The 24,577-nt window shown below is 62.1% G+C and carries 21 protein-coding genes and 1 pseudogene; 18 read left to right on the forward strand and 4 right to left on the reverse strand.

Going from position 1 to position 24,577, the window contains the following annotated elements:
- Positions 1-23: 23 nt before the first annotated feature.
- Both ASD02_RS12230 and ASD02_RS12235 read left to right on the forward strand, forming a co-directional pair.
- Complete coding sequence (locus tag ASD02_RS12230) at positions 24-767, forward strand: FadR/GntR family transcriptional regulator (protein WP_082555537.1); 744 nt, start codon at positions 24-26, stop codon at positions 765-767.
- A 114-nt stretch (positions 768-881) separates the two neighbouring features.
- Entirely contained in the window at positions 882-2,138 is a 1,257-nt protein-coding gene (locus tag ASD02_RS12235; RefSeq protein WP_156408398.1) for a GGDEF domain-containing protein, read from the forward strand.
- Between the two features lie 61 nt (positions 2,139-2,199).
- On the opposite strand, the gene ASD02_RS12240 is transcribed toward ASD02_RS12235, so the two are convergent.
- Together ASD02_RS12240 and ASD02_RS12245 are read right to left on the reverse strand one after the other, a co-directional pair.
- Entirely contained in the window at positions 2,200-2,736 is a 537-nt protein-coding gene (locus tag ASD02_RS12240) for an invasion associated locus B family protein (RefSeq protein WP_057206068.1), read from the reverse strand.
- Positions 2,736-5,867: an autotransporter domain-containing protein gene (locus tag ASD02_RS12245; protein WP_210178849.1), complete on the reverse strand. Its 3,132-nt coding sequence runs from the start codon at positions 5,865-5,867 to the stop codon at positions 2,736-2,738. The genes ASD02_RS12240 and ASD02_RS12245 overlap by 1 nt, the downstream gene beginning before the upstream one ends.
- Before the next feature lie 224 nt (positions 5,868-6,091).
- On the opposite strand from ASD02_RS12245, the gene ASD02_RS12250 reads away from it, so the two are divergent.
- The 3 genes from ASD02_RS12250 (at position 6,092) to ASD02_RS12260 (ending at position 9,231) form a co-directional block, all read left to right on the forward strand.
- Positions 6,092-7,186: a histidine kinase gene (locus tag ASD02_RS12250; protein WP_025429926.1), complete on the forward strand. Its 1,095-nt coding sequence runs from the start codon at positions 6,092-6,094 to the stop codon at positions 7,184-7,186.
- A gap of 162 nt (positions 7,187-7,348) precedes the next feature.
- Complete coding sequence (locus tag ASD02_RS12255; protein ID WP_057206062.1) at positions 7,349-8,443, forward strand: histidine kinase; 1,095 nt, start codon at positions 7,349-7,351, stop codon at positions 8,441-8,443.
- On the forward strand, positions 8,440-9,231 hold the full coding sequence (locus ASD02_RS12260) for a LytTR family DNA-binding domain-containing protein (RefSeq protein ID WP_051509268.1): 792 nt from the start codon (positions 8,440-8,442) through the stop codon (positions 9,229-9,231). The genes ASD02_RS12255 and ASD02_RS12260 overlap by 4 nt, the downstream gene beginning before the upstream one ends.
- 175 nt (positions 9,232-9,406) lie before the next feature.
- On the opposite strand, the gene ASD02_RS12265 is transcribed toward ASD02_RS12260, so the two are convergent.
- A complete protein-coding gene (locus tag ASD02_RS12265) occupies positions 9,407-10,204 on the reverse strand; it encodes an NAD(P)-dependent oxidoreductase (RefSeq protein ID WP_057213265.1) in 798 nt (265 codons plus the stop codon).
- Between the two features lie 188 nt (positions 10,205-10,392).
- On the opposite strand from ASD02_RS12265, the gene ASD02_RS12270 reads away from it, so the two are divergent.
- The 8 genes from ASD02_RS12270 to ASD02_RS12305 all read left to right on the forward strand — a co-directional run bounded on the left by ASD02_RS12270 (position 10,393) and on the right by ASD02_RS12305 (position 18,355).
- The gene (locus ASD02_RS12270) at positions 10,393-11,145 is read left to right on the forward strand and encodes a FadR/GntR family transcriptional regulator (RefSeq protein ID WP_057213267.1); all 753 of its coding nucleotides are present in this window, start codon (positions 10,393-10,395) and stop codon (positions 11,143-11,145) included.
- Between the two features lie 69 nt (positions 11,146-11,214).
- Positions 11,215-12,120 (forward strand): 5-dehydro-4-deoxyglucarate dehydratase, encoded by a 906-nt coding sequence (kdgD, locus tag ASD02_RS12275; RefSeq protein ID WP_057213269.1) that lies wholly within the window; start codon positions 11,215-11,217, stop codon positions 12,118-12,120.
- Position 12,121: 1 nt separating this feature from the next.
- Entirely contained in the window at positions 12,122-13,258 is a 1,137-nt protein-coding gene (locus ASD02_RS12280) for a mandelate racemase/muconate lactonizing enzyme family protein (RefSeq protein WP_057213271.1), read from the forward strand.
- A gap of 1 nt (position 13,259) precedes the next feature.
- Positions 13,260-14,141, forward strand: a complete 882-nt coding sequence (locus ASD02_RS12285) for an amidohydrolase family protein (RefSeq protein WP_057213273.1) — start codon at positions 13,260-13,262, stop codon at positions 14,139-14,141.
- 60 nt (positions 14,142-14,201) lie between these two features.
- A complete protein-coding gene (locus ASD02_RS12290; RefSeq protein WP_057206047.1) occupies positions 14,202-15,176 on the forward strand; it encodes a TRAP transporter substrate-binding protein in 975 nt (324 codons plus the stop codon).
- 171 nt (positions 15,177-15,347) lie between these two features.
- The gene (locus ASD02_RS12295) at positions 15,348-15,869 is read left to right on the forward strand and encodes a TRAP transporter small permease (protein WP_025429917.1); all 522 of its coding nucleotides are present in this window, start codon (positions 15,348-15,350) and stop codon (positions 15,867-15,869) included.
- A complete protein-coding gene (locus tag ASD02_RS12300) occupies positions 15,869-17,149 on the forward strand; it encodes a TRAP transporter large permease (protein ID WP_082555532.1) in 1,281 nt (426 codons plus the stop codon). Before ASD02_RS12295 ends, ASD02_RS12300 begins: the two co-directional genes overlap by 1 nt.
- Before the next feature lie 258 nt (positions 17,150-17,407).
- A complete protein-coding gene (locus ASD02_RS12305; RefSeq protein WP_057220878.1) occupies positions 17,408-18,355 on the forward strand; it encodes a DUF817 domain-containing protein in 948 nt (315 codons plus the stop codon).
- Between the two features lie 37 nt (positions 18,356-18,392).
- Here ASD02_RS12305 and ASD02_RS12310 read toward each other — a convergent pair whose 3' ends face one another.
- On the reverse strand, positions 18,393-19,286 hold the full coding sequence (locus ASD02_RS12310) for a LysR family transcriptional regulator (protein ID WP_025429914.1): 894 nt from the start codon (positions 19,284-19,286) through the stop codon (positions 18,393-18,395).
- Positions 19,287-19,511: 225 nt separating this feature from the next.
- On the opposite strand from ASD02_RS12310, the gene ASD02_RS12315 reads away from it, so the two are divergent.
- From ASD02_RS12315 to ASD02_RS12335, 5 genes and pseudogenes are all read left to right on the forward strand, one after another.
- Complete coding sequence (locus ASD02_RS12315; RefSeq protein WP_025429913.1) at positions 19,512-20,123, forward strand: glutathione S-transferase; 612 nt, start codon at positions 19,512-19,514, stop codon at positions 20,121-20,123.
- Positions 20,124-20,182: 59 nt separating this feature from the next.
- Positions 20,183-22,243 (forward strand): annotated as a pseudogene (locus ASD02_RS12320) (pyridoxamine 5'-phosphate oxidase family protein).
- Between the two features lie 166 nt (positions 22,244-22,409).
- A complete protein-coding gene (locus ASD02_RS12325; RefSeq protein WP_057213277.1) occupies positions 22,410-23,144 on the forward strand; it encodes an SDR family oxidoreductase in 735 nt (244 codons plus the stop codon).
- Positions 23,145-23,256: 112 nt separating this feature from the next.
- Positions 23,257-23,502 carry an Atu4866 domain-containing protein gene (locus tag ASD02_RS12330; protein WP_057213279.1) on the forward strand — a complete coding sequence of 82 codons (246 nt, stop codon included), beginning with the start codon at positions 23,257-23,259 and terminating at the stop codon, positions 23,500-23,502.
- A 118-nt stretch (positions 23,503-23,620) separates the two neighbouring features.
- Complete coding sequence (locus ASD02_RS12335; RefSeq protein ID WP_025429909.1) at positions 23,621-24,523, forward strand: AraC family transcriptional regulator; 903 nt, start codon at positions 23,621-23,623, stop codon at positions 24,521-24,523.
- Positions 24,524-24,577 lie beyond the last annotated feature (54 nt).

The raw sequence follows: 24,577 nt of genomic DNA on the forward strand, positions 1-24,577 counted from the left end.
GAAGGGCATGGGTGCACCTCATGCTGCCAGGAACCTTCGCAAAGCAACCTGTGAAACGCTCAAGCCACGGCCATGTCGTGGACGAGCTCGGACGCGCGGTGGTCGGCGGAGAGTTCTTAGCCGGCGATATTCTGCCTGGTGACGTCGAGCTGGCGGCACGCTTCAAGGTGTCGCGCACCGTGCTGCGCGAGGCAATGAAGACGCTCGCGGCCAAAGGTCTGGTGTTCCCGCGCGCGCGCATCGGGACGCGGGTCATGCCGCGCGCGCATTGGAACCTGTTCGACAGCGACGTGCTTTCCTGGCATTTCAGCGTTGGCGTCGACGAGGAGTTTTTGAATCACCTGAGCGAAATCAGGCTGGCGCTCGAACCCTTTGCGGCAGCGCTTGCGGCTGAGCGCGCCACCGACGCCGACATCGCCCAGATGATGCGGCTCGCCGTTGCCATGGGCAATGAAGACCACAGCGCCGAAACGCTGGCGCATGCCGACCTCGAATTCCACCTGCATCTCCTCGAAGCGTCCCTCAACCCGTTCATGCGCACGGTGGGCAGCCTGATCGAGGCGGCACTGATCGGCGTCTTCAAACTCACCAATCCTTCCGCCGACCGCAGCGAAATCGACCGCGTCGCCGTGACCCATATCCGCATCGTCGAGGAAATCCGCCGCGGTGATGCCAAAGGCGCCCGACATGCAATGGAAGACGTGATCCGGGCCGGCCAACAGCGGCTGATGTCGGACCTGACGATGCGACAAACCAGGCCGTCATAGCGCGCAGGAAATACCGAGTTCGGCGTCCCCGACCCCTGCTAATCGCCGCCCCCGTCATTTGCGAAACCTTTAAGATTCTGGCGCATAACGTCCCGCAGAATCCAGGAGTTGACGGTGGAAGCGCTACATACCCCGACGATCATGATCAGCTCCTTCGCGACGTTGGTGGTCTTTGCAGTCTTCTTCGCGCTCGCGTCACGCCAGGAGCGCAACAGCCTGGAACTGAGGCTGTGGTCCTGCGCATTTCTGGTCGCCGCACTTGGATTTACCCTGCTTGCCTTCCGAGGTCCGGGTTATTCCTTCGTCCCGGTGACGCTGGGCAACGCCCTGACGGTTCTGGGCTTGGCGCTCATCTGGCTCGGCCTGCGCGCCTTCGACAATCAACCGGTGAAGATCGCGTCCGCATTGGCCGGGCCGGTGTTGTGGTTGCTGGTCACCGGTTTTTCCGATTATGTCCAGAACAATGTCACCAGCAGGATCGTGCTGTTTTCCGCGCTGATCTTCGTCTATTCGGCGATGATCGCGGTCGAGATTTTCCGCTCCGACAATTTCCGCAGGCTTCCAAGCTCTTACATCGTCGCATTTCTCTTCGCCACGCATGGCCTGTTCTATCTCGTGCGCATCCCGCTGATCTTCGTCTGGCCGCTTTTCGGCAACACGGCGTCGGGCGCCGAACAGCCGATATGGTATCAGCTGCTGACCTTCGAACTCTTCATCCACAGTCTTGCGGGCGGGTTCTCGTTCTTCGCGCTGATCAAAGAAAGAACGCAGTACAGATACAAGCTGGCGTCGGAAACCGACGCCCTCACCGGTGTGCAGAACCGGCGCGCTTTCATGGCGAGCGTCGACGCCTATCTGGCGACAAGACCCGATGATGGAGCGTTGATGTACATGGACATCGACCACTTCAAGGCGATCAACGATCGCCATGGACACGCTGTCGGCGACAAGGTGCTCATCGAGTGCGCGGCGGTCATCTCGCAAGCCGTTGGCGGCAAGGGCTTCCTCTCGCGCATGGGCGGCGAAGAGTTTGCGGCCTGCTTCCCCGGGGTCGACCGATCGCAGGCCGCAGCCATCGCCGAGGACATCCGCAGTGCCTTCGAGCAGGCGCGGGTCAGGGCCGGAAACACGACGCTTTCGGCGACCGTCAGCGTCGGTGTTGCCTTTGTCGCAAGGCAACAGGAGGCAAGCGAGCTTCTGTCTTCCGCCGATCGAGCGCTCTATGCGGCAAAGGCGGCAGGGCGAAACGCGGTCTGGATCGCCGGCAAGGACAGCGCTCCCCAGTTCGCATCGGGGCTGGCGGCCCAACCGAACGAGAGAGCGCCTTCCCCGGGGAGGACCGAGAGAGGTCCGATGGCTAACTGCGCCTGAGCCGTCGCTATCGTCGTACCGGCAACTGAGGCGCAAGCAGCCGCCGGCAACACGCCTCGCCTCAAGCCTTCTGCATCAAGGCAATGGTGCGGTCGAGCGCGGTTGCAAACCCCTTGAGCGAGATCGAGAAACTGACCTCCTTCTCGGTGTCGCTGGCAAAGGCGACGAGCTTCAGCACCTTGCCGCCACGCAGCAGCTTGATCGTCTCCTCATTGAACGTCAGCGCGACGATGCATCCGACCGGCATGCAGGTTCGAAACCGCGAGGGTTTGCTACCCGTGGCATCATCGACCCCAAGAGAGACGCCCTTGTCCAGGTAGAGACCGAAAGGCAGCGCGAGCTGTCCCTGGAGGCCAGCGCCGTCGACCGGTTCAAGTTCCAGCGTCAGCACGCGCTGTCCGCTCTGGTGAACCTGGCGCTGCGAAAGAACACACCTGCGATTGCCGTCTGTCACCGCGCAGGCGACGCTCCAGTCGTCGTAGGTCTCGGCGAGCGAAGAGGGGGCCGTCGCGTCCTTCGGCGCCTCCTGCGCATAGAGCGGGTTGGTGGCGACGATCGTCGCCATCAACGTTGCGGTGATCCAGCGTAAAAGCCGCATCAGAAGCGCACATCAAGCTTGGCATCGACGGCATTCTGCGTCGTGCCTGAGCCGAACTGGCCGGTGTAGGTGATGCCGAGGCTCGCAGTGTCGGTCAGCGCGAAATCAATGCCGGCCTCGATGATCGCCGCATCCTCGGCGATCGGCGTACCGGCAACCGAGAAGGCACTGCCCGTGCCGAAAGCCATCGTCGAGAAAGGCGTCGTATCGCCAAAGGCGTGTTGCCAACCAAGCATGCCGCGCACCTTGGCATTGGTGGCCCCCAGACTGAGAGGGGCCGACGCACGAAGACCGAGCGTCGTGAAGGTCGTATCGGTCGTGTTGCTCCTGCTCGACAGAGCCGCCGCAGCACCACTCTCAGTGAAACCGTCGGTGTGAAGGCTGACATAGGCGAGGTTCGCGAAGGGCTCGAGCGCTACGCTCGGCAGGTCGATACGGTATCCGACTTCGCCGAACGCCTGGAATGTGCCGGCATCATAGTCGGCCTTCAACGCGTCCCGGAAACCTGGGAAGACGACCGCTCTCTCCGTCTCGATCGAATGCCAGGTATAGGCAAGGCCGGACCGCAACGCGACATCGCCCCAACGGCCGCCACCGTAGACGCCGAGATGGTAGTTGTCGCTGTCGCCGCTCGAAGCACGGCTGTCGACGTCGAAATTCGTCCGGCTGTAGCCGGCCATGATGCCAACCAACGCATTGTCCGAGACCGCCGCATCGAAGCCGGTGATGAAGCCACCCGTCGACTGATCGAGTTGGCCGGTATTGCCGTTGCCATCGGTGTTGGTCCAGGAGCCGAAAACCTGTCCCCAGCCGACCATTGGCGGCGGCGGGACGGCGACCGCGTCGATCGCGGCGACTGCACCGGTCGTGATCTTGTCCTCCGGCCCGTAGGCCAGAACCGGGACATTCGCAGCAGCAACGTCGCCGAAAGCGTCGCGAATGCGGTCGTTCGCCGCGTTGCGCAGCAAGCTGCTGTCATTGATCAGCGCTGTCTGTGCCGAAGCATGAACCTCGCCGGACAGGCGGTCGAAGGCACCACGCGCATTGGCGGCGTCGAGCCTCAGGAGAATGTTGTAGAGCGCAAGCGATGGCCCGCTCTGCGCAAGCGTGTTGAGGGCGAGCGCCGTGTTCCTCTGATTGCCGCTGATGGCCACGCGTTCGAACTTGGCCGACGTGCCCGGCGTGCCCGGGTTCGGGTTTCCAGGGTTGGGATTGCCAGGGTTCGGGTTGCCGGGATTTGGATTACCGGGGTTCGGGTTGCCAGGATTGGGATTACCAGGATTAGGTGTACCCGTATCCTTGATCGCGATCTTGAGATCGACCTGCTTGTCCTTCTGCTCCAGCGTGACATCGAGAAAGGCGGACTTCGAAATCGCCTGGGCAAACTGACCGTCGACACCGTTTTCCGCGGTCAGAATGGTATAGGTGTGGCCGTTCTGGTAGCTGGTATTGGCATCGAGCGCGGTCACCTCGACATTGACGCCATTGCCGATCGTCGCGACGCCATCGCCCCGCACGCCGTTCTGCAGGCCCTTGACGGCGATCCTGTCGGAGCGACCGTCGCCGGCGATGTCGGCCTCGTAGATCGAGCCGTCGCTCATTTCCAGTTGCCCCATGATCGTCAGCGTGCCGGTCGAATTGTTTCCCGGTGCAATGACCGCTCTCTTGTCGACCGCGGTGGTGCCAATAGTGCCGGATCCGCCAAGGCGGCCGAAAGCCGTCGAGGCCGGATTGCCAATGCGGTTCAGCGTTTCCCCCCAGACGACGACGGAATTGGTGTAGGTCTTTCCGTCAAGAAAAGTTGTCTGCACTCTTCCCGCTTCGCCATCGACGATCAGGGTTCCATCCTTCACGTCGAACCGGGTCGTGCTGTAGTCCAAGGGGCCCGTGTCCGCGTCGTTATCGATTGTGTCGAGGTTGCTCTTGAGAACCAGCTTACCGCCGGAGACGTTCACCTTGCCGTGGAACTTCGTCAGGTCGCCGCTCACGACCGTTTCGCCCGAGAAATTGTTGATCGACCCTTGGCCACCGATCGTGTTGGCAAATTCATAGCCAGTGTTCGTGTGGTTGAAATTGACGTGCCCCTTCCTTGGGCCGAAATCGATCTTCGAGGAGGGATCGACCGTGCCGGCCGCCTGCGCTTGCCGAGCGATCGGACCGCCGACACGATCCATATCGACCTTGCCGCCGATCGAAAGACTGCCCATGCCTTCCCGGATCGCACCACCGACGCCAGAAAGGACGATACCACCGCCCGCTGACAGCTTTGCGCCGTTGGCGACCGAAAGGTTGACGTCTCCGGCCTCGCCAATCGTCAGCTTGTCATTGACCTTGAACTCGCTGCCAGCGCCGTCGACAGACACTTGAATGGTGTCGACGCTCTCATCCTCCCGGAGGGTCGCGGTGTTGGTCGAGACCACGGCGCCCTTCTCGATCGTGAAGCTGTCGCCGATCGTAAAGTCGCCGGCGTTGATCCAGCGCGAATTCTCGCCGCTCACCAGAACCGTGCCGTTCTCGAAAATGGCCTTGTTGGAGTTGATGACGCCACCGTCCTCGATCCTGACCGCGCCAGTGTTGAGCGTCAGCGCGCCGAAGGCCACCCCCAGAAAATCGGTGCTGAGCATGGATCCGGCACCGCGCACCACGAGCGTTCCGTCGCCTTCCTGCAAGGCGCCGATGTAGGTCTCCTTCGCCGAGACTTTGCCGCCATCCTCGACGATCAGCGTGCCCTTTCCGCCGTAGATGCCGCCCTCGAAACCCCCGATGAAAAGCACGCGGTAGCCGCGCGGATCTGGATCGACGATATCCCAGGTCGAGCCGGGACCGGAGACGACGACCGTTCCGACCGAGCCCTTGCCGTCAGCGATGTAGCCGCCCTTGCTTTCGACGGAGGCGCCGTCCTTGATCGTCAGAGTAGCGCCACTGGGACCGCCGCGGATCACGAGATTGCCGTTGATCGTATGGTCGGTGGTCCAGGTCGTGTCGTTTGGAACGAGCAATCCGGCCGCCTTCGCCGGCGACGGGACGAACGGCACGGCCGCCAGCATGATCGAGACAAGACCGGCGCGTCCAAGCGCAGTCGAGCTCAGAAGGTTGATCCTCAAAACGTCCGCCTTCACACAGGTATTCAATGTCTGCCCCTTTTCATTTGCATTCGTCAGCGCACAACCCTCAGGCGAATACGAGCCAGGGGGCGGCGGGTCATCGGGCGCTATAGCAAGCCAGGGAAAGGGGAGAATTCTGCTTTCTGCAAACGGCAAATTGCAGCGCCCAAAGGTTGGGGCTTTCTGCGAACGGCTCGATTTCGCCGACGAACGGCAATCGACAACCATCTCGGCTTGAGGGATAAACCCACATGGCACGAGGAGATGACACGGCTTCGCCGGAAGAGACTCAGTATACCGCAGGTGTTCGCCGTGCGACCCTTTCCTACGGCTTCCTCTATCAATTCATGCAGGGCGTCATCACCAGCGTACTATGGGCAGTCCTCGGATATGACCCAATAGAAGTTGCGCCGATCACCTTGATCCTGGTGTTGAACGGCACGCTGATGTCCTATGCGATGGCAGCCACGCTCTTCAGGTGCAGGGAGCGTTCCATTCTCTTCAAGCTCCTGGTCGGCTCCGCCTTGTCGCTCGTCGCGGCAGTGATCAACGCCGGCGTCGACCTCGCTTGCCACTTTCTTATCGCGCATGGCGATCCGGCCGACGTCAACTGGACCAACGTCGCCTATACCGTCATCTATTGCGTGGCGCTGTTCCACGGATGGGCCTTCTTCTACATTGCGCTTCTCTCCAATTTTGAGTTGCGCGAACGCGAACGGCGCCTGGCCTTGACGCGAGAAGAAGCGTTAACGGCGCAGATGCGGGCGCTGCGCTACCAGGTCAACCCGCACTTCCTGTTCAACACCTTGAATTCGATCGCCGGGCTGATCGAGGAAGGTGCTTCGACGGCGGCGGGCCGCATGGTGCTTTCGCTCTCCTCCTTCCTGCGCACGACGCTCGAACTCGACCCAATGCAGGACGTCTGTCTCGCCGACGAGCTGGCGCTGCAGATCGGCTATCTCAACATCGAGGGCGAGCGCTTCTCGGACCGCATGCGACTGAAGCTCGACATCGCACCCGGCCTGGAGCAGGCGCTCGTGCCGAGCCTCATTCTCCAGCCGCTGATCGAGAATGCGGTGAAACACGGCGTCGGCAGTTCGGCCGGCGCGGTCGAAATCCTGATCAGCGCGGCACGTCACGGTGAAACCCTCGAGCTTTCCGTCGAAAACGACCTGACGATCGAACCGCAATGCGCGACCAAAAAGCCTCCGGGAACGGGTACAGGCCTCAAGAATGTCGCCGACCGCATCAGGGCCCGATTTCCGGAGATGGGGGCCTTCATTTCCGGTCTTGTCGCACCGCACCGCTTTCGGGCGGCGATCACCATGCCCTTGAGGCTGGCATGACGCTAAGGCCTCCGCGGAGCGGCAGGCCGGCAAAAGCAACGGGGTTTGCATTCCGCAAGCGGCAAATAGCAGCGCCCGAAAGGTCGGGACTTTCTGCAAACGGCTTGATTTCGCCGACGAACGGCAATCGACATTGGCGGCCGGTTGAACGATAAAAATGGCATGAAACCCAAGGACGAAACAAAATCGCCGGACGAAAGCGCCTATATCGGCAGCGTTCGGCGCACGACGCTCTGGCTCGGTTTTCTCTATTGGTTCGTGGAATTTCTCATCAGCAGTATCCTGTGGGGCATACTCGGAACCGATCCGATCGTGTCTGCCCCCGGCAAATTGCTGCTGATGTCCTGTGGCATGGTTCTTTCCTACGGTATCGCGGCGGCGATGTTTCGGGTCAGGCACCGGCATATAGCCACCAAGATCGTCGTTGGATTCTCCACCTCTCTCATTGCCGCCTTTGCCAATACCGGCATCGACTTCCTGCTCTATGTTTTATTCGTGCGTCCCGACCCGATCACGGTCGACTGGACGAATACCGGTTACACGCTCGTCTACAGCATGGCGACGTTCGTGGGGTGGTCGTTCTTCTTCGTCGCGCTGCTCTACAGCTTCGAGCTGCGTGAGCGCGAACGGCGCCTGGCGATCTCGCGGGAGGAAGCACTGGCCGCGCAAATGCGTGCGCTCCGATACCAGGTCAATCCGCACTTTCTGTTCAATACGCTGAACTCCATCACCGGCCTGATCGAGGAAGGGCAGACCATTGCAGCGACCCGCATGGTGATGTCGCTTTCGAACTTTCTGCGCACGACGTTGGAGCTCGACCCGCTGCACGACGTGCGGCTTGCGGATGAACTCGCCCTGCAAACCGGATATCTGCATATCGAAGGCGAGCGTTACTCCGACCGGATGAAGCTGCGGATGGACATCGCCAATGGCCTGGAAGAGGCTCTGGTGCCAAGTCTGATCCTGCAGCCCTTGATCGAGAACGCCGTGAAACACGGCGTCGGCCGCTCTCCTGATCAGGTTGAGATCGTCATCAGCGCGGCCAAGGTCGGCCATGCGCTCGAGATCGCCGTCGAAAACGATATCGCGCCGGAGACCGGGGGCGGGCGACGCCAGTCTTCCGGCACCGGGATCGGTCTCAAGAATGTCGCCGATCGGGTGCAGGCGCGCTTTCCAGGCGTCGGCGCCTGTGTATCCGGCCTTGTAACGCCCAAGCGTTTCAGAGCAGCAATCACAATGCCCCTGAGGCTCGCATGAACGAAATCCAGATAGAGCCCCTGTCGATCCTCGTCATCGATGACGAGCCCCTGGCGCGTCGCCGGCTTATACGCCTGCTCGGGGCCATGCCCGGGATCAAGATCGTCGGGACGGCCGGCAATGTGCAGCAGGCCTGCGTTCTCGTCGCCGAACTTTTGCCGGACGTGATCCTGCTCGACATCCAGATGCCCGGCGGCACCGGCTTCGACATTTTGGAACGGTTGGGCAACAACGCACCTGCCGTCGTTTTCGTGACCGCCTTCGATCACTATGCCCTTCGCGCCTTCGAGGCCGCCGCGGTCGACTATGTCACCAAACCGATCGAGCCCAATCGTCTACGAACTGCGATTGATCGGGCCCGCATGGCGATTGCGGCACGAACAAGCGCCGAACGCGTGCTGGAACTCAACGAAACCGTGCGGGCGCTCCGGCAGGCGCTTCGCAAGCAGGAGGCGCAGGTCGCCGATATCTGGGTGAAGGCAAGAGGCGAGTTCATTCGCATCGCGCTCGATCGCGTGGTGCGGTTCCAGGCGGAGCGCGACTACGTCCGCATCCACACCGAGAACAAATCCTACCTGCACCACGAGAGCCTGGCTTCACTCGCAGGCCGGCTGGACCCGGCTGAGTTTCTCCGGCTCCACCGAAGCTCGATCGTTCGGCGCCATTGCATCGTCGGCTTGCGGCAGGCGCCCTTCGCCGCCTTGATCGCGCTTCTGTCGGACGGAAGCGAAATCCGCGTCGGGCGAACCTACGTAAAGCAGGTGCGTCCCCTCTCCACAGAGCGCTAGATCATTTCACTGTTTCATCGAAACAGTGAAATGATCTAGCTCGTTGAAATAGCGCAATTCCGGACGGAAAACCGTTTCACACTTTTCCTGGAATTGCTCTAGGACGCCGGCCGGCCGCAGCATCCAACGGCGCACTGTCGCCGATGGCAAAGGTCAGGCTAACATCCCCAACCTGCTAGTCTTCGGTAAAAATCGGGTCCTGCGTGAACATTCCGCCCTGATAGACGGCAAGCGGCGACGAGGCCTCCGGCCGGCCAGGCGAAACTTCGAGTTCGGCGCGGAAGCGCTCGGCATTATCCCGCGGCCGCCAGCCCAGATAGGCGGCGTGCGAATTGTCCCACCAGCGGCTGTCATTGTCCGAGATGCCCCAGAGGATGGGGCATCCGAGCATCGGCGCCCGGAACGCGCAAGCGATCAGCGCGGCAAAATCGTCATAGGACATCCAGGTCGACAGCATGCGGTGGTTGGTCGGCTTTTCCATGCAGCTGCCGATCCGAACAAGCGCCGTCTCCTGGCCGAATTTCTCAAAATACATCCGGGCCAACGCCTCGCCGAAACATTTCGACACGCCATAGAGGCCATCAGGGCGCATCGGCGCATCCGCCTCCACGTGCTCGTCCTGCCGGTAGAAGCCGACTGTGTGGTTGGAGCTGGCAAAAAGAATGCGCGGCTGACCGTGCGCCCGTGCGGCCTCGTAGAGATTGTAGAGACCCAGCAGGTTGGCATTGAGGATCTTGGAGAACTTGTCCTCGACCGAGATGCCACCGAGATGAAGAATGGCGTCGCAGCCCTCGACCAGCCGATGCACAGCGGCCGCATCGCCGAGATCGCAGGGCATGATCTCCTCATGCGGTGCCGCCGTGCCTAGATCGGCAATATCCGAGAGACGCACGATCTCGGCCAGGTGAGCCACGCGCCCCCGCATGGCGCGACCCAGTGCCCCCGCCGCACCCGTGATCAACAGTCGCTTCAAGTCCCGTCCTCCGTAACCGGCGCCCTGCAGCCGGTATCCATGCATTGCATTTAAACTCAACTCATCATACAGGTTGATGTTGTCACGTCAATAAATCGGACATGTGATGCCACAAGCCGATTGATGTGGCACACAGGCTGGACAAAACGTACCGACAGGCGGACAAACGACCACGAGAAGGAGACGAGATGAGCGTTCAAACGAAGCTGGAGCCGGGCACCGGAACAGGCACGTTGACGTCGAGGCTCGGCGACACGTTGCGGCGGGCGATCACTGCGGGTCAGTTTCCGCCGGGCAGCAAGTTGCCGAGCGAGGCGCAGCTCTCCGAGGCTCATGGCGTCAGCCGCACAGTCGTGCGCGAGGCGATCGCCGCACTTCGGGCAGACCGGCTGGTCGAGGCGCGTCAGGGCGCGGGTGTCTTCGTTCTCGAGCCCCCACCCGCCGCCGGACCCATACCGCTTTCCCTGCATCATATCGACCCGGCGCGCGTATCTTCCATGATCGAACTGCTGGAGTTGCGAACCGCCGTGGAGGTAGAAGCCGCAGGGCTTGCAGCGCTTCGCCGGTCGCCCGCTCAGGAAGAGGTGATCATCGAAAGACACGATGCGGTACGCGCCTGCCTCAACGCCGGCATCTCCAGCGTCGAAGCCGACTTCGCCCTGCATCTCGCCATAGCCGAGGCCACCAACAATCCGCGCTTCCGCGAGTTCCTGGCGATGATCGGCAGAAACGTCATCCCGCGCGGTGCACTGCGCAACGACGACAGCGAACAGGACCAATCAGCCTATATCGCCATGCTCGACAACGAACACAACGACATCGTTGTCGCCATATCCAACGGCGACGAAGAGGGCGCGCGCGAGGCGATGCGACGCCATCTGCGCGGCAGCCAGGCCCGCTACCGGACACTGCTTCGCGAACAGCGCTCACCTGTACGATAACTCATTGACACAATCTCATCATACATGTACGACAACTTTGCCGGAGGAGGCAGGCAGAGGAAATCGAGTATGACGCCGCAAGAGATCAAGGCCGCGCTCGGCGCCGGTCTGTTGTCGTTTCCCGTGACGCATTTTAATGCCGAGCGAAAGTTCCATCCCGAGAGCTACCGTCGCCATGTCGAATGGCTGTCCGGCTTCGATGCCCCAGTGCTGTTTGCCGCCGGCGGGACCGGCGAGTTCTTTTCGCTTTCGCCTAAGGAAATACCGGGCATCGTCGCCGCCGCTAAAGAAGCTGCCGGCAAAACCGCCATTGTTTCGGGATGCGGCTTCGGCACCGAGATCGGCGTCGAGCTGGCGCGCGCCGTCGAAAAATCCGGCGCTGATGGCATCCTGCTTCTGCCGCATTACTTGATCGACGCGCCGCAGGAGGGGCTCTTCGTTCATGTGAGAGAGATCTGCCAGTCCGTCGGCATCGGCGTCATGGTCTATAACCGCGACAACTCGGTGCTGACAGTCGATACGCTGAAGCGTCTGTGCGACGAATGCCCCAACCTCATCGGCTTCAAGGATGGGACGGGCGATATCGGCCTCATCCGCCAGATCACCGCGACGATGGGCGACCGGCTCACCTATCTCGGCGGCATGCCAACGGCCGAACTCTTCGCCGAAGCCTATCTCGGAGCGGGTTTCACCACCTACTCGTCCGCCGTCTTCAATTTCGTGCCGGGGCTCGCCGTCGAGTTCTACAAGGCGTTGCGCGCTGGCAATCGGGCACGCTGCGAAGAGATCCTGCGTGATTTCTTCTACCCCTTCATGGCCATCCGCAACCGCCGCAAGGGCTATGCCGTCGCCGCGATCAAGGCCGGCGTCCGGCTGCAGGGTTTTGATGCGGGCCGCGTGCGGCCGCCGCTCGACGACCTGACGGCGCAGGAAGAAGACATGCTCGCAACGCTTATTGCGCCCTGGAAACGCTAGGATGAAAATCACAGCCGTCCGCACGCATCTGCTGGAACACCGCCTTGCGGTGCCGTTCGAGAGCGCGTCGATGCGCTTCGACCGGCGGGCCCATGTGCTGGTGGAGATCGTCTGCGACGACGGCACCACCGGCTGGGGCGAATGCCTTGGCCCAGCAAGACCCAACGCCGCCGTGGTCGCCGCCTATACCCCTTGGCTTACGGGCGCCGATCCACTTGAAACCGAAAAGATCTGGGCGCGGCTCTACAACGCGCTGCGCGACCAGGGCCAGCGCGGCCTGGCGCTGACCGCGCTGTCAGGCATCGACATCGCGCTTTGGGACATCAAGGGCAAACATTTCGGCGTGCCGGTTTCCACGCTTCTCGGAGGCCGCTTCCGCGAAACGGTCAAGGCCTATGCGACGGGAAGCTTCAAGCGCGACGGCATCGACCGGGTCGAGGACAACGCCGCCGAAGTCGCCCGCTATCGCGCTGAGGGCTTTCATGCCAGCAAGATCAAGATCGGGTTTGGCGTGCGCGAGGATCTTGCTGTCGTCCGTGCCGTGCGCGAAGCGGTCGGCACGGACATGCGGCTGATGGTCGATGCCAATCACGGCTACGACGTGCTTGAGGCGCTCGAGTTTGGCCGCAAGGCTGCCGAGTTGGACATCGACTGGTTCGAGGAGCCGGTGGTGCCGGAACAGCTCGGTGCCTATCGCGAGGTGCGTGCCGGCCAGCCGATACCGGTCGCCGGCGGCGAAACCTGGCATAGCCGCTGGGGGATGCGCGAACCGGTCGAGACACGCGCCGTCGACATTCTCCAGCCCGATCTTGCCGGCGTCGGAGGGTTCACCGAGGCACGGCGCGTCGCCGATATGGCAGCGCTCCATGGTGTCCGCATCGTCCCGCATGTCTGGGGCACGGCGGTTCATATCGCCGCCGCCCTCCAGTTCATGGCAGCGATGGTGCCCAATCCGGTGCGCGTCAACCCGATCGAGCCGATCCTCGAATTCGATCGCACCGAAAACCCGTTCCGACAGGCGGTGATCAAGACGCCGATCGAGCATGACCAGGGGGTCGTCAAAATCCCCGGTGGTCCGGGACTTGGCATCGAAATCGACCGCGATGCGCTTGCCGAGTTCCGGATGAGGGATGATTGAGATGTTGGTCAGAACGCTCTCCGGTCGCCCGCCCAAAAACCCGTTGCCAAAAGGCACGGTCGACACGCAGATGCATATGTATCTGCCCGGCTTTCCCGCCCTTGCTGGCGGGCCCGCACTTCCCGCCGGCGCCCTGCCGGATGCGGATCAATACAGAAAGCTCATGCGCTGGCTCGGTGTAGACAGGGTCATCATCACCCAGGGCAATGCCCATCAGCGTGACAACACAAACCTGATTGCCTGCCTTAACGCGATGGGGCCTTCGGCCCGCGGCGTCGCCGCCTTCGGCGCGGAGACTTCGGAGCGTGAGCTGGATACCCTGTCGGATGCTGGCGTGATCGGCGCAAGGATCATGGATCTGCCCGGCGGCGCCGTCGGCCTTGACGAACTCGAAGCTGTGGATGACCGCGCGGCAGCCCGCGGCTGGATGGTCGCCATCCAGTTCGACGGCAGCAACATCCTTCAGCACGAACCAAGACTGCAGAAACTGAAATCCCGCTGGGTTTTCGACCATCACGGCAAGTTCTTCTCCGGCGCGGCACCAGATGGACCCGAAGTCGCCGCGGTCAAGCGGCTGATCGATGGCGGCAACTGCTGGTTCAAGTTCGCCGGCGTCTACGAATCCTCAAAGACCGGCGGCCCCGATTTTGCCGACGTCGCCGCACTGTCGCGCGCGGTTGTCGCGCATGCGCCCGAACGCGTGGTCTGGGGCAGCAACTGGCCACACAACATTGCAAAGACCAACGCCGACTATCCCGACGATGCCGAACTGACCGACACAGTTCTGGGCTGGCTGCCGGACGCCGGCGCCCGTCATCGCGTGCTCGTCGAAAATCCTGAACGGCTCTTTGGCTTGAAGCCATTCACGGACAGAGGTGCCTGAAGCCACCCGCATTCGTCCGAAGCGAGGAGGCTTCGGCGCTACAAGAAGGAGGAGGACAAAATGAACATCGCAAAAACGCTTTGCCTGGCCCTGGGCGTTGCCCTCAGCGCCGGCACCCTGCAGGCGCAGGAAATCACGCTGCGCTCGGCCGACATCCACCCGGACGGTTATCCGACCGTCGAGGCTGTGAAATACATGGGCGAACTGGTCGCCAAGCGCACCAATGGCCGCATCAAGATCGACGTCACCAACAATGCAGCGCTTGGTAGCGAAAAGGACACGATCGAGCAGACGCGCTTCGGCGTCATCGACATGAACCGCGTCAATGCAGCACCCTTCAACAACCTGGTGCCGCAGACCGTCGTGCTCGGGCTTCCCTTCCTGTTCCGCTCGACCGAGCACATGCACAAGACCGTCGACGGGCCGATCGGCGACGAAGTGCTTGCCGCCTTCGAACCGCACGGCCTGATCGGACTTGCCTTCTACGATTCCGGCGCGCGCTCGTTCTATTCCACCAAGAAGCCGATCGAGAAGCTGGCCGATCTCAAGGGCATGAAGGTTCGCGTCCAGCAGTCGGACCTGTGGATTGCAATGATGGAAGCGTTCGGCGCGAACGCCACGCCGATGCCCTTCGGCGAGGTCTATTCGTCGCTTGAGACCGGTGTCGTCGATGCGGCGGAAAACAACTGGCCGTCCTACGAATCCTCCAGGCATTTCGAGGTTGCCAAGAACTACACTCTGACCGAACATTCCCTCAATCCGGAAATCCTGGTGATCTCGAAGATGAGCTGGGACAAGCTTTCGCCCGACGACCAGAAGGTCCTGAAGGAATCGGCGAAGGAATCGGTGGTGAAGATGCGTGAGCTCTGGACGGCGCGGGAAAAGGCGTCGGAGGAAAAGGTTCGTGCAGCCGGCGCCAACGTCATCACCGTCGACAAGGCCGAATTCTCCGCGGCGATGAAGCCGGTCTACGATCGCTTCGTCACCGACCCACAGATGAAGGACCTGCTCGAGCGGATCCGCGCCATCAACTAGAGCAAGCTGCGTAAAAGTGTGCAGCGGTTTTGCGATGCCGAGATGCGAAAAATCAAGAGCTTAGCGAATCCTGGAGATCGCGACGCGCTTTAGCGGCATCCGATACGCCTGAGTGTCCGGCCCGATCGGTTGGACACTCCACTCGCCGGCAGCCAACGGAGGATAAAGGCAATGTGGCGTTTCTTGCAGGCTGTCAGGCCTGTGCTAGCCCGGCTCAGCCGGCTCTCGCTTTACATCTCAGGCCTCGGCCTCGTCACCATGACGGCAATCGTCGGCTGGCAGGTCTTCGCCCGCTATGTCCTCAACGACACGCCCAGCTGGTCGGAACCCCTGTCGCTGCATCTGATGTCCTGGTTCATCCTGCTCGGCGCGGCCGTCGGCGTGCGCGAGAGCGTGCATCTCGGGCTCGATTTCGTGCGCCATTCGGCATCGCCTGCGACGCAGCGCCTGATGGATATCGTCAGCCTTTCGCTGATCGTGCTCTTTGGCCTGGCCATGAGCTTCTATTCGACCCTGCTTGCCGCCGGCACCTGGGCGGCGACCATCCCCGTGCTCGGCTGGCCGGGCGGCGTCGATTTCTTCCCGATGATCGCAGGCGGCCTGCTGATCGCACTGTTTGCGGCGGAGCGTCTTGCCGACGTTGTGCTGGGCGAAGCGCCCGTCGCCGATGTCGTCATTCAGGAGGCAGCATAGTGGCCTACAGCATTCTCTTCGGCACCTTCACGCTCCTGATGATGATCGGCATGCCGATCGCCTTTTGCCTTGGCATCGCGTCGCTTGCCACCGTCATCTACATGGGGCTGCCGCCGATCGTCGTCTTCCAGCAGATGAACTCCGGCATGAACGTCTTTGCGATGATGGCGATCCCGTTCTTCATCTTCGCCGGCGACCTGATGGTGCGCGGCGGCATCGCCGACCGCCTGATCCGCTTTGCCGCCGGCATCGTCGGGCATCTGCGCGGCGGTCTAGGCCAGGTCAATATCGTCGCCTCGACGCTGTTCGGAGGCATTTCCGGCTCCGCCGTCGCCGACGCATCCGCCGTCGGCGGGTTGATGATCCCGCAGATGGCGGCGCGCGGCTATGACCGCAGCTACGCCGTCAACGTCACGGTCAATGCGGCGATCATCGCATTGATGATCCCGCCCTCCCACAACATGATCCTCTATTCGATCGCAGCGGGCGGCAACGTCTCGGTCGCCGATCTCTTTACCGCCGGTATCCTGCCCGGTCTGCTTCTGGCTGCAGCCCTGATGGTCACAGCCTATGTGGTGGCGCGGAAGAAAGGATATCCGTCGGAACCCTTCCCTGGCCTGCGCCGCCTCGGCTTCTATCTGCTGGCTTCGCTTCCGGGGCTACTCTTGATCGCCATCATCTTCGGCGGCGTGCGCTCCGGCATCTTCACGGCAACGGAAAGCTCTTGCATCGCCGTGTTCTATGCGTTGCTCGTTGCGATCCTCGTCTACCGCGAACTCGATTGGAGCGGCTTCGTCGAGGCGGTGCTGCAGGCGGTGCGCACCACCGCGATGGTGCTGCTGGTGATCGGCACCGCCGCCTCCTTCGGCTGGCTGATGGCGTTCCTGCAGGTCCAGCAGGGAATGGTCGCGGCGATCAGCGCGATCTCCGACAACCCTGTTATCGTGCTTTTGCTCATCAACATCATTCTGCTGCTGCTTGGCACGTTCATGGACATGGCGCCGCTGGTGATCATCAGCACACCGGTGCTTCTTCCTGTCGTCAAGGCGTTCGGGATAGACCCGGTGCATTTCGGCGTGGTGATGATCCTCAACGCCGGCATCGGCCTCAACACGCCGCCGGTCGGCACCGTGCTCTTTGTTGGCTGCGCCGTCGGCGGCATTTCGATCCGCGAGGCGATGCGCACCATCTGGCCGTTCTTCGGCGCAAGCATCGCCGTGTTGATGCTCGTCACCTACATCCCCGGCCTGTCCCTCTGGCTGCCAAGCCTGTTCCGATAGCGCAGGCGCTCTCAAGCCACGGCGATCAATGCGTCGGCGCCTAGAGCAATTCCAGGAAAAGTGTGAAACGGTTTTCCGTCCGGAATTGCGTTATTTCAACGAGTTAGATCATTTCACTGTTTCGGTGAAACAGTGAAATGATCTAGACAAGCGTGTGGATCAGCCGGAACCGTCCAGCTCCGACTGATCCACAATTCGACCGCATTGCCTCGGCATCGCTCCATCGGCACTGGCAAGGAGGCGAATCGCGTGGCTCGGCTGTCGGACGAAAAACGGTTCACCTCGCGCGAAGCGCGCATCGATGCGGCCGCCCACCGGTTGCTCGACCGGCTTCCTGACCGCGGCTTGCTTGGCGGCCTGACGGAGCTGCTGGTCTTCGGCATCAAGCAGGCTTTCGCATGCCTCTTCGGCGGCGCCATGCTGACGCTCATGATTGCAACCAAGCTGTTCTGGCCGGACGCAATCGGCTTTGCCCGCTATGATTTCCTTTTCCTCGCCGCACTCGGCATTCAGCTTCTGATGCTGGCCTTTAAGCTCGAGACCATTGCCGAAGCCAAGGTTATCCTGATCTTCCATATCGTCGGTACGCTCATGGAGATTTTCAAGACGTCCGTCGGTTCCTGGATCTATCCGGAGCCCAGTTTCTTTCGCATCGGCGGCGTGCCGCTCTTTTCAGGATTCATGTATGCCGCCGTCGGTTCCTACCTGGCGCGCGTGACCCGCATTCTCGACCTGCATTACACCCATTATCCGCCCCGCTCTGCGACGGTGCTGCTGGCGCTCGCCATCTATGCCAATTTCTTCACGCACCACTTCGTCATCGACCTGCGTTATCTGCTGTTTGCAATCATCGCGATCCTGTTCTGGCGCACGAATGTGCACTACCGTGTCTTCCGGTTCCGCCACCGCATGCCGCTGCTCATCGGTTTTCTGCTCATCGCTCTGTTCATCTGGTTTGCCGAAAATATCGGAACCTGGTCGCGCGCCTGGATCTATCCCTCGCAGCACGCCGGCTGGACACCGGTATCGCTGCAAAAGCTAGGCGCCTGGTATCTGCTGATGATCCTGTCCTTCGTTCTGGTCACGCTCGTCCACCGGCCGCGATCGCTACAGGCAATGCATCAGCCTCGGCCGGCCCGTGACCCGCAAGCGGTGACCGCTGAAGGGGGCGTCGTCATCCGCGAGGCGCCGCAGATCAGCTCGTGATATCAGCGTAAGATCCGCAAAGAAGGTGCGGCCGTCGTCATTTCAGCACTGCTCTCAGCCGGAGCGCGGCGAAATCGACGAATGCCCTGAGTTTCATCGGCACGAGACCCTGCGGCAGATAGACCAGTTGAACCGGCAGCGCCGGATGTTCGAAGGGTTCCAGCAACGGCACAAGCAAACGATCGGCGACGGCGCGTGCCGCCTGATAGGACAGAACACGCGTCAGGCCGAGGCCGGCAACCGCCGCGTCGACGGCAGCCTCCGCGGTGTTGACCACGAGGCGTGAGTGGATCGGCGTGGCCATCTCGCCCCTCTCATCGGCAAAGCTCCAGCTGCGGTTCGACATCAAACCTTCGAACGTGATGCAATCATGGTCGGCAAGTTCGTGCGGATGGCCAGGCTGGCCATGTCTGGCGACATAGCTCGGGCTCCCATAGACGACACGCCGTATCGTGCCGAGCTTAGTGGCGATCAGGTTGCTGTCCGGCAGGTTGCCGATCCTGAGCGCAACATCGATGTGATCGTCGATGAGGTTGACGAGCCGGTCGCCAAGCGACAAGCGCATGTTGACCTCAGGGTTGGCTTTCAGAAAATCGACGACGACCGGCAACACGTGCAGCCGTCCGAAAACGATCGGCGCCGTCATCGTCAGATCGCCCTTGACCGTCGAGTATTCGCCGGCCGCTACCCGCTCCGCCTCGTCGACCCGAGCAAGAATTTCCCGCGCCGCTTCGACATAGGATCGCCCTGCCTCGGTCAGCTGGATCCTGCGGTTCGTCCTGGTCAGCAATTGCGCACCGAGGTGGGCTTCAAGCTCCGAAACCTTGCGACTGACCGTCGCCAGCGGCATGCGCAGCTGCCGCGACGCGGCAGACAGGCTCCCGCCCTCGATAACACCGAGAAGCACGGTCATTGCATCCAGTCGATCCATCTGCCTTCCAATAATCGAGAGACCATCTATCACGAAGGCACTCTACAGCCAAAATCTGGAAGGGCATAGATTGCTGAAGAAGGCAGTTCATTCCGAACTGCCCGGAAGCGCCGAACGAGCTGCAATGATCCGGCTTTCGCAATCGCCAGACGCTGCCGAGTGACCGCATCATGCATCCGCCGACGCTCCAGATCGACGGACGCCGCTACCAAAGGGAACATGACCATGAAACTCTACCGCCACCCGCTTTCGGGCCACTCGCATCGCGCTCAGCTCTTTCTGGCTCTGCTTGGCGCGCCGCACGAACTCGTCGATGTCGACCTGATGGCAAGGGCGCACAAGGCGCCGGATTTCCTCAAGCTCAACGCCTTCGGTCAGGTCCCTGTGCTCGACGACGACGGCACCATCGTGACGGATTCCAACGCCATCCTCGTTTATCTCGCCAAGAAGCTCGGTCGCACCGACTGGCTGCCGGAAGACGCCGTCGGTGCGGCGAAAGTGCAAAAATGGCTTTCGGTCGCCGCCGGCGAGATCGCCTACGGACCGGCCGCCGCACGGCTCGTCACAGTCTTCGGCGCAAACCTTCGCCCCGAAGAGGTGATCTCCCGAGCGCATCGCATCCTGGAACTGCTCGACGCAGAACTCACTGAGCGTGATTTCCTTTTGGGCAGCCGGCCGACCATCGCCGACGTCGCGCTTTACAGCTATGTCTCCAGCGCGCCCGAAGGAAATGTCGACCTCGGCAACTATGCCAACGTGCGCAACTGGCTGGGGCGGATCGAAGCCCTGCCCGGTTTCGTCGGCTTCCAGAAAACCGCAGCGGGCCTTGCCGCATGATTGTCCTGCCAGGGCGGACTGCTCCGCCCTGGCCTTTCTCATCAGAAAGGAAGCCACCGATGCCGGAGAAGATCGAGCCGACCCACGCCGCGTCCCCCTGGCATGAGGGCGAACTTGCCATTCAACGCAGCCTCGGCGTTGTCGACCGCATGGACGCGCCGGGCCGCAATTTCGTTCGTTCCTTCATGCCCGAGCAGCACCAGCAGTTTTTTCCGATGTTGCCCTTCATCGTGCTTGGAGCCGTCGATCCCGCCGGCGATGTCTGGGCAAGCCTGCGGGCGGGTGAACCGGGCTTCATGCAGGCGCCGGACGCACATGCCCTCAATGTCCAGCTGCCACGCGACCGAAACGACCCGGCCGACGGGGGCATGGAGGATGGCGCCGCCATTGCCATGCTCGGCATCCAGCTGGAAACGCGGCGCCGGAATCGGTTGAACGGCACCATCCGACGGACAGCGGACGATCGCTTTGTTGTCGCTGTCGGCCAGAGCTTCGGCAACTGTCCGCAATATATCCAGCTGCGGGATTTTTCATTCACGCGGGAACCGAACGCTCCACCAAAGGCGCCCCCCGTTCACCTCGACGGTCTCGATGCGCGCGCGAAAGAAATCATCACCAACGCCGATGCGTTCTTCGTCGCCTCCTATGTCGACCGCGACAATGGCTTGCGCCAGGTGGACGTCTCGCATCGCGGCGGCAAGACCGGCTTTGTCCGCGTCGGCGAGGATGACGTGCTGACGATCCCCGATTTCGCCGGCAACAAGTTCTTCAACACGCTGGGCAATTTCATGCTCAACCCCAGGGCGGGCCTGCTCTTCGTCGATTTTGCGACCGGTGACATGCTGCAGATGACAGGTGAAGCTGAGGTGATCCTCACCTCGCCCGAAATCGACGCATTCCAGGGCGCCGAACGCCTTTGGCGTTTTCGACCGCGGCAAGTGGTCTATCGGCCTGATGGCTCGCCGCTTCGCTGGTCTTTCGAACAAGCAGGCTGGTCGCCCAATTCGCTGATGACAGGCGATTGGCAGCAGACGGAAGATCGCCTGCACGCCACTGCCCGCGCCGGAGAATGGCGGCCATTTCGGATCGTGCGGACAGAGGATGAGAGTGCGACCATCCGCTCGCTTTACCTGGAACCTGCCGATGACGCGGGTCTAGCACCGTTCCGGGCCGGTCAGCATCTGTCGATCCGGCTCAAGACGGAAGGCAAGCCGATCGTCCGAAGCTACACGCTTTCGGCCGCCCCCTCAGACGCTGCCTACCGCATCAGCGTCAAGCGCGACGGCACCGTCTCCTCCCTCCTCCATGGCCTCGGCCCCGGCGATGTCATCGAGACGCGCGCACCGGCTGGCAGTTTCGTGATCGACCCGACCGAACGCCGGCCGGCCGTGCTGCTTGCCGCCGGTGTCGGCATCACCCCGATGATCGCGATGTTGCGCCACATCCTCTACGACGGGCTACGCAACCGGCGTATCCGCCCGACATGGCTGTTCCAATCCGCCCGCAGTCTCGATGAACGCGCCTTCAACCAGGAGATCGCCTCCCTCGTCGATGCCGGCCAAGGCAAAATCCGCCTGACGCGCGTGTTCAGCCAAACGGATGGCGCACGCAAGGGCGAGGATTACGACACAGCCGGGCGCATCGACATCCCGTTGCTGCAATCCACCCTGCCCTTCGACGACTACGACTTCTATCTCTGCGGCCCGCGGGCTTTCATGCAATCGCTCTATGACGGACTGCGTGCGTTGAACGTCGCCGACGCCCGCATCCATGCGGAGACATTCGGCCTGTCGTCGCTGACCCGCAACCTCGACGCAGGATTGCCGACGGTGTAGAAGCCGCCTGCCAACACGTCGGTCCGCGTGATTTTTACCGACTCCGGCAAGGAAGCCCGTTGGCAACCGGGCGAAGGTACCCTGCTCGAGCTGGCCGAAGCCCGCGGCCTTTCGCCCGAATATGGTTGCCGCAACGGCAGTTGCGGCAGTTGCAGCACGCGGGTTCTGGAAGGCGAGGTCGCCTATCCCCAGCAACCGTCCTTCGAGGTCGGCCAAGGCGAGGCATTGATCTGCTGCGCCGTTCCGGCGGAAAATGACGGGCAGGCGCTCCAGTTGGCCGTCTAGACCCGCGGCACCGGGGCGCCCGACGACGGGTCAGGACCGTAGCGGCGGGCCATTCGGAGAATCGTGCAAGAATGCCGGAGTGCTGTTCTACCGCTCCATCGACCGGAGAGCGCATGGTGACTTTCAGAACCGGGGACGCCCCGGCCCATCGCGAAAGGAACCAAGCATGTCCGAGCTTCAAGGAAAAGTCGTCGCCATCACCGGCGCCAGCAGCGGCATTGGCGAGGCGGCCGCCCGATATCTGGCCGCCGCCGGTGCCCGCGTCATTCTTGGCGCCCGCCGCACCGATCGTCTGGAAACCCTTGCCGGTGAAATCCGCGCCGCCGGCGGCACCGCCAGCTTCAAGGCGCTGGATGTCACCGACCTTGCCAATATGCAGGCCTTCGTAGCCCATGCCGTTTCCGAGTTCGGACGGCTTGACGTCATCGTCAACAATGCCGGCGTCATGCCGCTGTCGCCACTTTCGGCCCTCAAGGTCGACGAGTGGAACCGGATGATCGATGTCAACATCCGCGGCGTGCTGAATGGCATCGCCGCCAGCCTGCCCGTGATGACCGAGCAGGGCAACGGCCAGATCGTCAACCTGTCGTCGATCGGCGGTCACGCCGTCTCGCCGACCGCCGCCGTCTATTGCGCCACGAAGTTCGCCGTCCGGGCGATTTCCGATGGCCTTCGCCAGGAAACCGATCGCATCCGCGTCAGCGTGGTCTCGCCCGGCGTCACCGAATCGGAACTGGCCGACAGCATCTCTGACGAGACTGCCCGCGGCGCAATGCGCGACTTCCGGCGCATCGCCATCCCGGCCACCGCAATTGCCCGGGCAATCGCCTATGCCATCGAACAGCCCTCAGATGTCGATGTCAGCGAAATCATCGTGCGCCCGACGGCAAGCCCGCACTAATCAGGTACAAGTGGAGCGCCCGCAGATGAACCGCACTTCTCGAACATCGGTGGCATTGGGCCTTGTCCTTTCCGCCCTGTCGCCAGATCCGCCATCCGCACAGGAGAAAACCATGCAACAGGCGCCGCATCCCTATGTCGGCATGTGGGTTACCGAAGACGGCCGCATCCGTCACCACCTGCTGCCTGACGGCCGCTATGACGAAGCGCGCGGCAAAAGGCAGAGCGCCTATCAGGGCCGTTACTGGGTGACCGGCAATCATATCGACTATGTCGACGATACCGGTTTTACCGCCGACGGCGATTTCATCGACGGTGTGCTCTATCATGCCGGCATGATCCTGCGCCGGGAAGATTAGGCCAAAGAGAGCGGCGGCTGGCGGCATCCGCCGCTGCCGCACCAATTATCCCGTTGAACTTGCGCCCGGAAAAGGTCAGCCTCTGCCGGACGCCAATCCCGCATAAAGGAAAACGTCCTTGGGCGATCTCGACGAATTCCAGTACCTGATGGAGCGCAACAGCGGCATCGACGGCGTGCTGTCGACGGCGATACCGCGCCTCATCCTGATCCGATCGTCGAGCCCAACCGAGCCGATCCATACGTTACATGAACCCGCCGTCTGCTTCATCGCGCAAGGATCCAAGCAGGTGATGCTGGGCGAGACGGTCCACACCTACGATCCAAACCGGTATCTCACCGTTTCCGTCGACCTGCCGGTCATCGGCCAGGTCATCGACGCGTCACCGGAAAAACCCTATCTCTGCCTGCGCCTCGACCTCGACCCGACGATGCTGAGCGCATTGGTGCTCGAGGCTGGCCACTCGCCGATCGATGGCGGCGTGCCCGGACCCGGGCTGTTCCTCAGCGACACCACCGCCGAGCTGCTCGACGCGATCGTCCGGCTGCTGCGCCTGCTCGACCGGCCGGAGGAAATCGCCGTGCTGGCGCCGCTGGCGGAACGCGAGATCCTCTACCGTCTGCTGATGGGTGAGCAGGGTCACCGACTGCGCCAGATCGCCCGCTCCGAGAGCAAGCTGACCCAGGTCAACCGCGCGATCGACCTCATCAAACGCGACTTCCGCAAGCCGCTGCGCATCGAAGATCTGGCAGCAAAAGCCAATATGAGCCTCTCGTCCTTTCATCAGCATTTCAAGGCGGTGACGGCGATGAGCCCGCTGCAATATCAAAAGCAGCTCCGGCTGCAGGAGGCTCGACGATTGATCCTCAGCCAGGCGATCGATGCGGCCACGGCCGGGCATCATGTGGGCTACGACAGTCCTTCGCAGTTTTCGCGCGAATACGCCCGCCTTTTCGGTGCGCCGCCGCTACGCGACATCGCGCGGCTGCGGGCTGCACCTTCCTATCTGCTTGAGGCCTGAATCGCTTCAGGTGCTGGAACCGCGCCGGCACTTTGGCTATTGATAACGCAGACT

Source organism: Ensifer sp. Root1252 (assembly GCF_001425885.1).
Lineage (GTDB): Bacteria > Pseudomonadota > Alphaproteobacteria > Rhizobiales > Rhizobiaceae > Ensifer > Ensifer canadensis.

Bases quoted from the DNA above. Each gene is read 5' to 3' on its own strand.
- ASD02_RS12295 (WP_025429917.1), top strand. From the start codon at position 15,348: ATGTGGCGTTTCTTGCAGGCTGTCAGGCCTGTGCTAGCCCGGCTCAGC.
- ASD02_RS12280 (WP_057213271.1), top strand. From the start codon at position 12,122: ATGAAAATCACAGCCGTCCGCACGCATCTGCTGGAACACCGCCTTGCG.
- ASD02_RS12330 (WP_057213279.1), top strand. From the start codon at position 23,257: ATGCAACAGGCGCCGCATCCCTATGTCGGCATGTGGGTTACCGAAGAC.
- ASD02_RS12290 (WP_057206047.1), top strand. From the start codon at position 14,202: ATGAACATCGCAAAAACGCTTTGCCTGGCCCTGGGCGTTGCCCTCAGC.
- ASD02_RS12260 (WP_051509268.1), top strand. From the start codon at position 8,440: ATGAACGAAATCCAGATAGAGCCCCTGTCGATCCTCGTCATCGATGAC.
- ASD02_RS12250 (WP_025429926.1), top strand. From the start codon at position 6,092: ATGGCACGAGGAGATGACACGGCTTCGCCGGAAGAGACTCAGTATACC.
- ASD02_RS12240 (WP_057206068.1), bottom strand. From the start codon at position 2,736: ATGCGGCTTTTACGCTGGATCACCGCAACGTTGATGGCGACGATCGTC.
- ASD02_RS12315 (WP_025429913.1), top strand. From the start codon at position 19,512: ATGAAACTCTACCGCCACCCGCTTTCGGGCCACTCGCATCGCGCTCAG.
- ASD02_RS12270 (WP_057213267.1), top strand. From the start codon at position 10,393: ATGAGCGTTCAAACGAAGCTGGAGCCGGGCACCGGAACAGGCACGTTG.
- ASD02_RS12310 (WP_025429914.1), bottom strand. From the start codon at position 19,286: ATGGATCGACTGGATGCAATGACCGTGCTTCTCGGTGTTATCGAGGGC.
- ASD02_RS12285 (WP_057213273.1), top strand. From the start codon at position 13,260: ATGTTGGTCAGAACGCTCTCCGGTCGCCCGCCCAAAAACCCGTTGCCA.
- kdgD (WP_057213269.1), top strand. From the start codon at position 11,215: ATGACGCCGCAAGAGATCAAGGCCGCGCTCGGCGCCGGTCTGTTGTCG.
- ASD02_RS12325 (WP_057213277.1), top strand. From the start codon at position 22,410: ATGTCCGAGCTTCAAGGAAAAGTCGTCGCCATCACCGGCGCCAGCAGC.
- ASD02_RS12255 (WP_057206062.1), top strand. From the start codon at position 7,349: ATGAAACCCAAGGACGAAACAAAATCGCCGGACGAAAGCGCCTATATC.